Consider the following 11,902-nt stretch of genomic DNA (forward strand, 5'->3'; position numbering starts at 1 on the left):
CCGCTGTACGCCATGAGCGTGCTGCCGTTGCTGGGCTTTGGCGTGCTCTACGCCCGCCTGCAACGCCAGGAGCACCACCTGCAGCGCGTGGCGCAGAGCATCCGCCTGGGCGATGCGCGCCTGCGCCGGCCGATGCTGGTGGCCTTCGTCGCCATGTTCTGCGTGGCGGTGGCGCAGATCACCGTGGGCTTCTTCGCCCTCGACCGCCTGGGCCTGGCGCCGGGCGAAGCGGCCCAGGCCGCCGGGGTGGCGCTGACCACCGTGGGCGTGGCGCTGATCCTCGCGCAGTTGCTGGTGCGCCGCCTGGACTGGGCGCCGCAGCGGTTGATCCGCGTCGGCGCGCTGGTGGCCGGCATCGGCTTCGCCGGCACCTGCCTGGCGCTGCAGGCCTGGCAGCTGTGGCTGGCCTTCTTCGTCGCCGCGGCGGGCATGGGCTGGGTGTTCCCGGCCTTCTCGGCGCTGGCGGCCAATGCGGTGAATGCCGACGAGCAAGGCTCCACCGCCGGCTCCATGGGTGCCGCCCAGGGCCTGGGCGTGGTGCTCGGCCCGCTGGCCGGCAGCCTGCTCTACGGCCTGGAGCCGCGCCTGCCGTACCTGCTGGTCGGCGCCCTGCTGGTGCTGGTGGCGGCCTGGCCGGAAGGCGCGCGGGCGCCCGCCGCGGCGGCCTGATCAGGCCGGGTAGTGACGGCCGAGGAAGTCCAGCAGCAAGGCATTCACCTCGGCCGGGCGCTCGTTCTGGATCCAGTGGCCGCAGCCTTGCAGGCGGTGCTGCTCCAGGGCCGGCACCACCTCGGGCATGCGCTTCAGGGTGTAGGCCTCCAGGCTCGCCACCGGGTCACGGTCGCCCACCAGGAACAGCGTCGGCGGCTTGACCAGTTGGCCGGCCAGGGGCTCGCTGAAGCGCCAGTTGCGCTCGAAGTTGCGGTACCAGTTGAGCGCCCCGCGGAAACCGCGGCCGGCGAAGGTCTCGATGTAGTACGCCAGGTCCGCCTCGCTGCACCAGGCCGGCAGCTCCCGCGGCGTCGGCAGGCCGTCGAACAGCCGCGCGTCGGCGGGCTTGTCCTGGAGGAAGGGGTCGCCCTCGCCGGCATCGCGGAAGAACAGGCGCAGGCTGCGCTCGATATCGGCGTCCAGCTCGGCCTCGGCCAGGCCCGGCTGCTGGAAGTAGAGGATGTAGTTGAAACGCCCGGCGAAGACCTCGCGCAGGATCTGCGTGGCCGGCCGCTTCGGCCGCCCGGCATAGGGCACAGAAAGCGTGGCCAGGGCCTCCACCCGCTGCGGCGCGAGCAGGGCCAGGTGCCAGGCCACCAAGGCGCCCCAGTCGTGGCCGACCACCGCCGCGCGGGCCTGGCCGAGGGCGTCCATGGCGCCGAGGATGTCGCCGCAGAGGCTCTGCAGGTCATAGGCCTCGACGGGCTCGGGCGCATCGCTGCGGCCGTAGCCGCGCATCTCCGGCACATGTACGCGATAGCCGGCCCGCACCAGGGCCGGTATCTGGGCGCGCCAGGAGTGCCAGCACTCGGGGAAGCCGTGCAGCAGCCAGACCGGGCGGCCCGCCTCCGGGCCGGCGATGTGCACGCACAGGTGGATGCCGTTGACCGGCAGGGTGCGTCGTTCGAGGGGCTGCATGGCGAGTCTCCGGGCTTTTGTCGGGACGCTAGCAAGGGTGGCGCATGGCGTCATTCGTATTCGCCTGGCGAATGGTTGGGCATGGGAATCGTGGGATGGATGATCGCGGACGGAGTCCGCTCCTACAATCGTGTTTCCAGGTGACGTAGGCGTTGGGTTCAAAAGCGCCCTCTCCCCAACCCTCTCCCGCAAGCGGGAGAGGGGGCTGTCCTGAGCGGGGAGAGAATCCTGAGTCATCCTGAAAACACCTAACCCCACCCCGTCATTCCCGCGAACGCGGGACGCGGCTCCATCGCGAACAGCGCTTGCGCTGGCCCGAAGGGGAATAACCCAGTGACTGCGGGGTTCGCGAGCAAGCTCGCTCCTACGAAGAGCAAGAGCGGCTCTTGCTCTGGTTTTTGGATTTCCAGCGAAACAACCGAGCGCACCGGAACGCCCCTTCAGAAGGCCGAGCGAAACCGGCGCTCAGGAGGTCATGCGACATGGATGTCGCTAGAGCCCCGACCAGTACAGGGACGTGCTGTCGGGGCGGGCCTCCGTGGCGGGGGAGTTCGTGAGGGTAGCCCGGCTTCATCGGGCCCGTATGCGGGGCAAGCCTTTTTGGTTCCTTTTTGCGGGGGTGGCCTTCCACCGTTTGACAAAAGGGACTCGCCCGAGGGGGCGAAACAAGAAACATCAACGCACTCGGAGCGGCGCGCTACACCCAAACCCAATAGACAGTTGCTCCTACAGGGGAATGGCGTTGGGGCACCGTCGTAGGATGGTGTTGAGCGAAGCGATACCCATCGCCACGGCCGCATGGGTTCGCCGACGACCGTAGGGCGAATAACCGTTCGCGGTTATCCGCCGTTGGCAGTGCACCGAGGCCCGTGAACGACGGCGGATAACGCCGGAGGCGTTATGCGCCCCACGGTTTGCCTCGCTATTCACGGCGGCAAGAAAAAGCCCCGCGAGGCAGGCTGTGTGAAAACCTCAGGATCGGTCCCGCTGGTTAAAAAACAACCTGGATTTCGCGTTTCTACGCGGATTCTGGATTGGCTGAATAGCCAAGCCTCTTCAGATTTCACGTAGGAACGCTCTCTTCGAAGAGCCGCTCGGGTTTTCACACAGCCTGGAGGGCGGGGCTTCTGCATTGCGGGGGCGGATCAGCCGCGGCGCGACAGCGGCTGGCGCTCGAAGCGCACGCCGGCCAGGCCGGTGTTCTGCAGGGCGCGGATGTTGGCGTGGTCGGTGCCCTCGGGGGTGTCGCGCACCGCGCGATAGTGTTCACCGAAGGCCAGCAGGGTTTCCTCCAGGCTCAGGCCCTCGAGGATGGCGAAGCCGAGGGTCTTGCAGGAGCCCTCGTTCTGCCCGGCCGGGTTTTCCACCGGGCCGTTGCTGAAGGCGCTGGGGCTGTAGCTGTAGTGCTCGGCGATGAACGCCAGGGTATCGGTGAACAGGTGCTGCTCGCTGCGCAGGCGCGCGCGGAAATCGGTGAGGGTCATCAAGGCGGGCTCGTCAGTGTTTCTTGGCGGTGTCGAAGGCGGCCTGCTGCTCGGGCGAGGCTTCCTTCTGGTATTTCGCCTTCCATTCGGCGTAAGGCATGCCGTAGATCTCCTCGCGGGCCTGTTCCGGGCTCAGTTCCAGGCCCATGTCGTCGGCCGCGGCCTTGTACCACTTGGACAGGCAGTTGCGGCAGAAGCCGGCGAGGTTCATCAGGTCGATGTTCTGCACGTCCTTGCGGGTGCGCAGGTGCTGCACCAGGGTGCGGAAGGCCGCGGCCTCCAGCTCGGTGCGTTGTTCCTGGGTCAGGTCGAGGATGCTGTGTTCGGGCTTGCTCATGGTTCGGGCTCTCGCTTGGCGCGTCGTCGCGGGACGCCGGGGCAATTCGGGGCTGCGCAGATGATAAGAGCCGGGGCAGGCGCCAGCAATGGCCGCCGGCTCGAAGGCGCCGCCCGGTTCAGCGCCGGGCGGCCAGGGCGATGGACACCGACTCGGCGAAGCGCAGGGCGTGGGGCTTGTCCACTTCCACCTCGGCGTAGTGCACTGCCGGGTGGGCCATGACCAGGTCGAGGATTTCCTGGGTCAGGCGCTCCAGCAGGGCGAAGCGGTTCTCCTCGACGTGGGCGATGATCGCCTTGGTGATGGTGCGGTAGTTCAGCGCGTGCTCGATGTCGTTGACCTGCACCGCCTCCTGCGAGGGGTAGAGGATGGTCAGGTTGATCAGCACGTCCTGCTTGTTGAGGATTTCCTCTTCCTTGATGCCGATGTAGGTGCGCACGCGCAGGTCCTTCACGCGGATCCGCGCCATGCCCGGCTGCAATTGCGTCATTTCACTTGCTCCGTCCGATCAGTTGCAGGAATTCCTGGCGGGTGTTGCTGGAGTCGCGGAAGGCGCCGAGCATCACCGAGGTGAACATCTGCGAGTTCTGCTTCTCCACGCCGCGCATCATCATGCACATGTGCTGCGCCTCGATCACCACCGCCACGCCGGCGGCGCCGGTGATGCGCTCGATGGCCTCGGCGATCTGCCGCGTCAGGTTCTCCTGGATCTGCAGGCGCCGCGCGAACATGTCGACGATGCGCGCCACCTTCGACAGCCCCAGCACCCGTCCGGTGGGAATGTACGCCACATGGGCCTTGCCGATGAAGGGCAGCAGGTGGTGTTCGCACAGCGAATACAGCTCGATGTCGCGGACGATCACCATTTCGTCGTTGTCCGAGGCGAACAGCGCGCCGTTGACGATCTCCTCCAGGCTCAGCTCGTAGCCGTGGCACAGGTAGCGCATGGCCTTGGCGGCGCGCTTGGGGGTGTCGAGCAGGCCTTCGCGGTCGGGGTTCTCGCCCAGGCCCAGGAGTATCTCGCGGTAGTTCGCGGACAGGGAATCGGTCATTGCAGGGTTCCTCGCGCCACGGCGGGCGGTCATTTGAGGTGCCGGCCGCCGTTGACGGTCAAGGTGGTGCCGGTGACGTAGGGGGTGTCCAGCAGGTAGCGGATGGCCTGGTAGACGACGTCCGGCCCGGGTTCGATGCCCAGGGCGGATTTCGCCAGGGTGCGCGCGCGGTAGTCGGCGTCGTCCCCGGTGTTGAACATGACCAGCGCCGGGGCGATGGTGTTGACCTTGATGCGCGGCGCGAAGCGCGCGGCGAAGGACAGCGTCAGGCTGTCCAGCCCGGCCTTGCTGGCGCAGTAGGCGACGTGCTTGGCGCTGCCCCTGCGCACCACGTCGTCGCTGACGTGGATGATGTCGGCCGGCTGCGAGCGCTCCAGCAGCGGCGCGCAGTGCAGGTTGATCAGGTAGGGGGCGAGCATGTGCACGCTGAACAGCGCGCGGAAGGCCTCGGCCTCGTGGCCGGGCGTCTCGGCGAGCCAGGTGGAGGCGTTGTGGACGATGGCGCGCAGGCTGTCGGTGTGGGCCTTGAGCGCGTCGATGAAGGCGAGGATGCCGGCCTCGTCGGCGAAGTCGCCGTGCAGGCAGGTCGCGCCGCGCTCGCGCAGTTGCTGCAGCCCGGGCTTCTCGCTGCGGTAGCTGACGATCACCGGCTGGCCCGCGTCGAGCAGGCGCAGGGCGCAGTGCAGGCCGACGCGCTGGCTGGCGCCGGTGATCAGGATGGGGGCCGGGGATGCGCTCATGCGAGCCTCGTGGCAGGTGGACGACGGCCGGCGGAGGCATATCCGAGCGGCGCGGTGGGAAAAAACTATACCAGCCCGGCGGCGCCGGCGAACACCCGTGGCCGGCTTGCGGCATAATGGGCGTTTGTCGCATGAACCGGGAGTTTCCATGAAAGTCGCCATTCTGTCCGGATCGGTCTACGGCACCGCCGAGGAGGTCGCGCGCCATGCCAAGCGCCTGCTGGAGGCCGCGGGCCTGCAGACCTGGTTCGAGTCGCGCGCCGGCCTGGACGCGCTGGTCGAGGCCGCGCCCGACGCCTTCCTGACGGTCACCTCGACCACCGGCCTGGGCGAGCTGCCGGACAACATCCAGCCGCTGTACTACGCCCTGCGCGACCGCCTGCCGAACTGGCGCGGCCTGCCCGGCGCGGTGATCGGCCTGGGCGACTCCAGCTACGGCGACACCTATTGCGGCGGTGGCGAGCAGGTGCGCGAGCTGTACGCCGAGCTGGGCCTGCGCGAGGTGCTGCCGATGCTGCGCCTGGACGCCAGCGAGACGGTCACCCCGGAGACCGACGCCGAGCCCTGGATCGCCGATTTCATCGCTGCGTTGAAAGGCTGATCCATCCCCCGGCGTTGGCTGTGGCCCCGGCGTATCGGCGGATAACCGCGAACGGTTATTCGCCCTACGACGCGGGTAGGCCTGGTGTAGGGCGAATAACGCCTACGGCGTTATCCGCCGTTTGGCCGTGATCCTCGGCGGCTCCGGGGTTGACCTTGGCGTTGGCTATGGCCCCGGTGTATCGGCGGATAACCGCGAACGGTTATTCGCCCTACGGATGCAGCGGAAACTCCTCCAGCAGCGCCAGCCAGGCCTTGGCCGCGTGGGACAGGTAGGCGTCGCGGCGCCAGATGAAGCAGATGTCCCAGCGCAGGTCCGGTTCGCTCAGCAGCACCCGTGCCACCCCTGGCCGTACCACTTCCTCGGCCACTGCCCGTGGCAACAGCACCACGCCCTGGCCGGCGGCGACCAGCGCGCCGAGGAAGTCGGCCTGGCCGCTGCGGCCGCCCTCGCGGGGTTCGAAGCCGGCCTCGTGGCAGGCGCGCAGCAGGCGGTCGTTGAGGGTGAAGCTCTGCTGGTAGAGCAGGAAGGGGGTGTCGGCCAGTTCGGCCAGGGCGATGCGCTCGCGCCCGGCCAGCGGGTGCTCGGCCGGCAGCAGGGCGTCCAGCGGTTCGTTGCAGAACCGCTGCCAGTCGAAGCCGGGGTCGCTGGGGGTGAGGGCGCCGGCCAGTTCCAGTTCGCCGGCGTGCACCGCCTGCTCCAGGCTCTTGCTGCCGCCTTCCACCAGGTGCACCTGGATGTGCGGGTAGCGCTTGCGGTACTCGGCGAAGCGCCAGGCGAACAGGGCGTCGGCGCCCAGCAGCGGCAGGCCCAGGCGCAGCTCGCCGCGCTTCATCTGGCTGAGGTCGTCCAGTTCGGTCAGCAGTTCGCGGCGCAGGCGCAGCATGTCCTCGGCGCGGCGCAGCACCACTTCGCCGGCGGCGGTCAGGCGCACGTGCGGGCCGCTGCGCTCCAGCAACTGCACCTGCAGGCTCTGCTCCAGCTGGGCCACCTGCTTGCTCACGGCCGACTGGCTGGCATGCAGGCGTACCGCGGCCTGGGTGAAGCTGCCCTGGCGCACCACCTCGACGAAGCTGCGTAGCTGCTTGAATTCCATTCTGGAATGGCTCCGATTCGAACAATTCGCTTTGGGGATAGTACCCCCGGGCTTAACCTGAGCGCCATCCACTCCGCAGCGCCACGCAGGCACCCGAAATGACTCGCCGCATCCTCCGACTGGGCTTCGAACTCGCCGTCCTCATCGCCTTCTGGTGGTTCGGCGGCTGGCTGGCCAGGGCCACCGGCCTGCCGCTGCCCGGCGGGGTGGTGGGGCTCGGCCTGCTGCTGGCGCTGTTCGCCAGCGGGGCGGTGCGCCCGGCCCTGCTGCAGGGCGGCGCCGGGCTGCTGCTGGCGGAGATGCTGCTGTTCTTCATCCCCGCGCTGATGAGCCTGCTGGACTATGGCCCGCTGCTGCGCAGCGAGGGCTGGAAGATATTGCTGGTGATCATGTGCAGCACCCTGCTGGTGATGCTGGTCACCGCGCTGTCGGTGGAAGGCATGTACCGCTGGAGGTCGCGCCATGAGTCTCGATAGGCAAGCCCTGTTCTGGTTGGCCCTGACCCTCGGCGGCTACCTGTTCAGCCGCCAGTTGTACAAGCGCGTGCGCTGGTACGGCTTCGCGCCCATCGTGTTCGTCCCGGTGCTGCTGTTCGCCGTGGCCATCCCGCTGCACGCCCGCTACGCCGACTACGCCCGCGACACCAACTGGCTGGTGGCGCTGCTGGGTCCGGCCACCGTAGCCTTCGCCGTGCCCATCTGGCAGCAGCGGGCGCTGCTCGCCCGGCACTGGCCGGCGCTGCTGGTGGGCATGTGCGCCGGCTCCGCGGTGGCCATCGGCAGCTCCTGGGCGCTGGCCAATGCCCTGGCCCTGGACGGCCAGGTGGCGCTGTCGCTGGTGCCGCGCTCGATCACCACGCCGCTGGCCATGGAGATGTCCCACGACCTGGGCGGGGTGCCGGAGCTGACCGCGGCCTTCGTGATGGTCACCGGAGTGTTCGGCGCCCTGGCCGGCGGCCTGCTGATGAGGCTGCTGCCGCTGCGCTCGACCCTCGCCCGCGGCGCCCTGCTGGGCGTCGGCGCCCACGGCGCGGGCACCAGCCGGGCCTACGAGTTCGGCGGCGAGGAGGGTTCCACCGCCGGGCTGCTGATGGTCCTCACCGGGCTGTTCAACCTGTTGCTGGCGCCCGCCGTCGCACTGGTCCTGTAGGAGCGAGGTGTCTTTCGCAGGATGGGTTGAGTTTACGAAACCCGTGCGGTCGTGGTGATGGGTATCGCTTCGCTCCACCCATCCTACAAGGCTGGCAGAGTGCGGTTCGCGAGCAAGCTCGCTCCTACAATTCAATTCCTAAGATGCGACTGTCAGACCTCCGACAGTCGCGGCGCCCCCGGCTGACTAGACTGGCCCCATCGAACAACAACAACCGATGAGGACCGCCCCATGAACGCCGCCGCTCCCGCACCCTCCGTGAAAGACCAGGTCTCCGAGGCCGAATGGCAGACCCGCGTCGACCTCGCCGCCTGCTACCGGCTGATCGCCCTGCACGGCTGGGACGACCTGATCTTCACCCACATCTCGGCCAAGGTCCCGGGCACCGAGGACTTCCTCATCAACCCCTACGGCATGATGTTCCACGAGATCACCGCCTCCAGCCTGGTGAAGGTGGACCTGGCCGGCAGGAAGCTGATGGACAGCCCCTACGACATCAACCCGGCCGGCTACACCATCCACAGCGCGGTCCACGAGGTGCGCCACGACGTCGGTTGCGTGCTGCACATCCACACCCCCGCCGGCATCGCCGTGTCGGCGCAGAAGAACGGCCTGCTGCCGCTGTCGCAGCAATCGCTGTTCGTGCTCTCCAGCCTGGCCTACCACGGCTACGAGGGCGTGGCCCTGAACCACGACGAGAAGGCCCGCCTGCAGGCCGACCTGGGCGACAAGAACTTCATGATCCTGCCCAACCACGGCCTGCTGACCGCCTTCGGCACCGTCGCCGACGCCTTCCTCGGCATGTTCACCCTGCAGCGCGCCTGCGAGGCGCAGATCATGGCGCAGAGCGGCGGCGGCGAGCTGATCCACATCCCGCAGCAGATCCTCGACGGCGCCCGGGCGATGCTCGCCGGGGTGATGAAGACCTCCCAGGGCATGGGCGGGCAGCTGGCCTGGCCGGCGCTGCTGCGCAAGCTCGACCTGCAGAACCCCGGCTACCGCGACTGATGGCCGGCATCGCCATCCCCCTGCGCGACTGGCGCGCGCAGGGGCGCAGCTTCGACTTCCACGGCCACGCCATCCGTTACTGGGAGGCCGGCGCCGGCGAGCCTCTGCTGCTGATCCACGGCTTCCCCAGCGCCTCCTGGGACTGGAACAAGCTGTGGCAACCGCTGGCCGGGCGCTACCGGGTGATCGCCTGCGACATGCTCGGCTTCGGCGACTCGGCCAAGCCGCGCGGCCACGCCTACCGCATCCACGAGCAGGCCGACCTGCAGCAGGCGCTGCTGGCCCACCTGGAGCTGCGCGGGCCGCTGCACCTGCTGGTCCACGACTACGGCAACAGCGTCGGCCAGGAACTGCTGGCGCGGCACCTCGAAGGACGCATCCAGCTGGCCTCGGTGGTGTTCCTCAATGGCGGGCTGTTCCCCGAGACGCACCGCCCGGTGCTCTCGCAGAAGCTGCTGCTCAGCCCCCTGGGCGGCTTCTTCGGGCGCTTCTTCGACCGTGGCAAGCTGGCCGCCAACTTCGCCAAGGTGTTCGGCCCGCGCACCCGGCCGAGCGAGGAGGAGCTGGACGCCTTCTGGAGCCTGATCGCCTGCAACGACGGGCCGAAGGTGATGCACCGGCTGATCCACTACATCCTCGACCGCCGCGAACACCGCGAGCGCTGGGTCGGCGCCATGCAGCGCGCCGGCGTGCCGCTGCGGCTGATCGACGGGCCGCTGGACCCGATCTCCGGCGCGCACATGGTCGAGCGCTACCGCCAGTTGATCCCGCAGCCGGACACGGTGATGCTCGACGGCATCGGCCACTACCCGCAGACCGAGGCGCCGGAGCAGGTACTGGCGCACTACCTGGCGTTCCGCGCGCGCCTGGCCGGGCAGGTGCAGCCGGCGGCCTGAAGGAGCCGCCGGCATCATCCCCGGACCTTATCGGGGCATATTCAGCCCCGGCGTCTTGGTTGTGACCGTCAAACGTCTGTTTGACACTCCGTAGCCATCAACCTGCCAGGGAGTACCAACCATGAGTGATGCCGTTCGTTTCGACGACAAGGTCGTGATCGTCACCGGTGCCGGCGGCGGCCTCGGCCGTGCCCACGCCCTGCTGTTCGCCAGGCATGGCGCCAAGGTGGTGGTGAACGACCTGGGCGGCAGCACCCACGGCGAGGGCGCCAACGCCTCGGCGGCCGACCGCGTGGTGGCGGAGATCCGCGCCGCCGGCGGCACCGCCATCGCCAACCACGACTCGGTGACCGACGGCGAGAACATCGTGCGCCAGGCCGTGGAAGCCTTCGGCCGCGTCGACGTGGTGGTGAACAACGCCGGCATCCTGCGCGACAAGACCTTCCACAAGATGGAGGACGCCGACTGGGACCTGGTCTACAAGGTCCACGTCGAGGGCGCCTACAAGGTCACCCGCGCCGCCTGGCCGCTGATGCGCGAGCAGGGCTACGGGCGGGTGATCTTCACCGCCTCCACCTCGGGCATCTACGGCAACTTCGGGCAGAGCAACTACGGCATGGCCAAGCTCGGCCTCTACGGCCTGACCCGCACCCTGGCCCTGGAAGGCCGCAAGAACAACATCCTGGTCAACGCCATCGCCCCCACCGGCGGCACCCGCATGACCGAGGGGCTGATCCCGCCGCAGGTGTTCGAGCAGCTCAAGCCCGAGCTGGTCAGCCCGCTGGTGGTCTACCTGGGCAGCGAGGCCTGCCAGGACACCTCCGGCCTCTACGAAGTGGGCGGCGGCTGGATGGGCAAGGTGCGCTGGGAGCGCAGCCTGGGCTTCGGCTTCGACCCGCGCGAAGGCTTCGATGCCGAGGACGTGGCGGCGCACTGGCAGCAGATCAGCAGCTTCGAGAACGCGGTGCACCCGGCGGACAACGTCGAGGCCCTGCGCGAGATGATGGCCAACCTGCAGAAATACGTCGGCTGATCGCGACAGCCTGACGGGCGGAACGGCCAGGGTGCTGCTCCGCGCTCCGTGACGCAGTAAGGTGGAGGGCCGGCGCAAGTCGGCCTTCGTCCTTTCCGTCAGCCTGGAGTCCAGCATGAGCGTGATCGTCGAGCACAACGGCCCGGTAACCACCCTGATCATCGATCGTCCCGAGGCGCGCAACGCCGTCGACCGGCCCACCGCCGACGCCCTGGCCGAGGCCCTGCGCGCCTTCGAGGCCGACGAGCAGGCGAAGGTGGCGGTGCTCACCGGCGCCGGCGGCACCTTCTGCGCCGGCGCGGACCTCACCGCGGTGGCGCAGGACAGCGAACGGCGCAACCGCCTGGAAAACGAAGGCGACGCCCCCATGGGCCCCAGCCGCATGCAGCTGAACAAGCCGCTGATCGCCGCCATCGAGGGCTACGCGGTGGCCGGCGGCCTGGAGCTGGCGCTGCTCGCCGACCTGCGGGTGATGGCCGAGGACGCGGTGTGCGGGGTGTTCTGCCGGCGCTTCGGCGTGCCGCTGATCGACGGCGGCACCGTGCGCCTGCCGCGCATCGTCGGCCAGGGCAGGGCGCTGGACCTGATCCTCACCGGCCGCCCGGTGGCCGCCCAGGAAGCCCTGGGCATGGGTCTGGCCAACCGCGTGGTGGCCAAGGGCGAGGCCCGCGCCGCCGCCGAGGACCTGGCCCGGCAGATCGCCGACTTCCCCCAGGCCTGCATGCTGGCCGACCGCGGCAGCGTCTACGCGCAGTGGAACCAGTCGTTCGACGTGGCCATGGCCAACGAATTCCAGGGCGGGCTGATGGTGATCCTCAGTGGCGAGACCCAGGCCGGGGCGCAACGCTTTGCGCGGGGCGAAGGGCGGCACGGGAAG

15 protein-coding genes are annotated in these 11,902 nt (G+C 68.9%); 8 read left to right on the forward strand and 7 right to left on the reverse strand.

Going from position 1 to position 11,902, the window contains the following annotated elements; genetic code table 11:
* A partial coding sequence (locus tag DK254_RS03185) for an MFS transporter (RefSeq protein WP_146219563.1) occupies positions 1-669 on the forward strand: 669 nt, incomplete at its 5' end.
* Here the strand turns inward: DK254_RS03185 and DK254_RS03190 are convergent.
* The 6 genes from DK254_RS03190 to folM all read right to left on the reverse strand — a co-directional run bounded on the left by DK254_RS03190 (position 670) and on the right by folM (position 5,242).
* Positions 670-1,629, reverse strand: coding sequence for an alpha/beta fold hydrolase (locus tag DK254_RS03190; RefSeq protein ID WP_109932161.1), 960 nt, complete (start codon positions 1,627-1,629; stop codon positions 670-672).
* A 1,145-nt stretch (positions 1,630-2,774) separates the two neighbouring features.
* Entirely contained in the window at positions 2,775-3,113 is a 339-nt protein-coding gene (locus DK254_RS03195; RefSeq protein WP_009616043.1) for a HopJ type III effector protein, read from the reverse strand.
* A 13-nt stretch (positions 3,114-3,126) separates the two neighbouring features.
* Positions 3,127-3,450: a DUF1244 domain-containing protein gene (locus DK254_RS03200; protein WP_109932163.1), complete on the reverse strand. Its 324-nt coding sequence runs from the start codon at positions 3,448-3,450 to the stop codon at positions 3,127-3,129.
* Positions 3,451-3,568: 118 nt separating this feature from the next.
* Positions 3,569-3,940 carry a dihydroneopterin triphosphate 2'-epimerase gene (gene folX / locus DK254_RS03205; RefSeq protein WP_109932165.1) on the reverse strand — a complete coding sequence of 124 codons (372 nt, stop codon included), beginning with the start codon at positions 3,938-3,940 and terminating at the stop codon, positions 3,569-3,571.
* 1 nt (position 3,941) lies between these two features.
* Positions 3,942-4,502 (reverse strand): GTP cyclohydrolase I FolE, encoded by a 561-nt coding sequence (gene folE / locus DK254_RS03210; protein WP_208604337.1) that lies wholly within the window; start codon positions 4,500-4,502, stop codon positions 3,942-3,944.
* A gap of 29 nt (positions 4,503-4,531) precedes the next feature.
* Positions 4,532-5,242 carry a dihydromonapterin reductase gene (gene folM, locus DK254_RS03215; protein WP_109932167.1) on the reverse strand — a complete coding sequence of 237 codons (711 nt, stop codon included), beginning with the start codon at positions 5,240-5,242 and terminating at the stop codon, positions 4,532-4,534.
* 148 nt (positions 5,243-5,390) lie between these two features.
* Between folM and DK254_RS03220 the strand changes: the two genes are divergently transcribed.
* A complete protein-coding gene (locus DK254_RS03220; RefSeq protein WP_109932168.1) occupies positions 5,391-5,843 on the forward strand; it encodes a flavodoxin in 453 nt (150 codons plus the stop codon).
* Between the two features lie 211 nt (positions 5,844-6,054).
* On the opposite strand, the gene DK254_RS03225 is transcribed toward DK254_RS03220, so the two are convergent.
* The gene (locus tag DK254_RS03225) at positions 6,055-6,939 is read right to left on the reverse strand and encodes a LysR family transcriptional regulator (protein WP_109932170.1); all 885 of its coding nucleotides are present in this window, start codon (positions 6,937-6,939) and stop codon (positions 6,055-6,057) included.
* Positions 6,940-7,037: 98 nt separating this feature from the next.
* On the opposite strand from DK254_RS03225, the gene DK254_RS03230 reads away from it, so the two are divergent.
* From DK254_RS03230 to DK254_RS03255, 6 genes are all read left to right on the forward strand, one after another.
* Positions 7,038-7,415, forward strand: a complete 378-nt coding sequence (locus tag DK254_RS03230; protein WP_089389616.1) for a CidA/LrgA family protein — start codon at positions 7,038-7,040, stop codon at positions 7,413-7,415.
* Positions 7,402-8,088 carry an LrgB family protein gene (locus tag DK254_RS03235; RefSeq protein WP_109932172.1) on the forward strand — a complete coding sequence of 229 codons (687 nt, stop codon included), beginning with the start codon at positions 7,402-7,404 and terminating at the stop codon, positions 8,086-8,088. Before DK254_RS03230 ends, DK254_RS03235 begins: the two co-directional genes overlap by 14 nt.
* A 231-nt stretch (positions 8,089-8,319) precedes the next feature.
* Positions 8,320-9,096: a class II aldolase/adducin family protein gene (locus DK254_RS03240; protein ID WP_109932174.1), complete on the forward strand. Its 777-nt coding sequence runs from the start codon at positions 8,320-8,322 to the stop codon at positions 9,094-9,096.
* Positions 9,096-9,992 (forward strand): alpha/beta fold hydrolase, encoded by an 897-nt coding sequence (locus tag DK254_RS03245; protein WP_109932176.1) that lies wholly within the window; start codon positions 9,096-9,098, stop codon positions 9,990-9,992. The genes DK254_RS03240 and DK254_RS03245 overlap by 1 nt, the downstream gene beginning before the upstream one ends.
* A gap of 121 nt (positions 9,993-10,113) precedes the next feature.
* Entirely contained in the window at positions 10,114-11,025 is a 912-nt protein-coding gene (locus DK254_RS03250) for an SDR family oxidoreductase (protein ID WP_109932178.1), read from the forward strand.
* Between the two features lie 115 nt (positions 11,026-11,140).
* Positions 11,141-11,902 (forward strand): crotonase/enoyl-CoA hydratase family protein (locus DK254_RS03255; RefSeq protein WP_109932954.1); only part of this gene is annotated, 762 nt, incomplete at its 3' end.

It is taken from the genome of Pseudomonas sp. RW407, assembly GCF_003176655.1.
Lineage (GTDB): Bacteria > Pseudomonadota > Gammaproteobacteria > Pseudomonadales > Pseudomonadaceae > Pseudomonas > Pseudomonas delhiensis.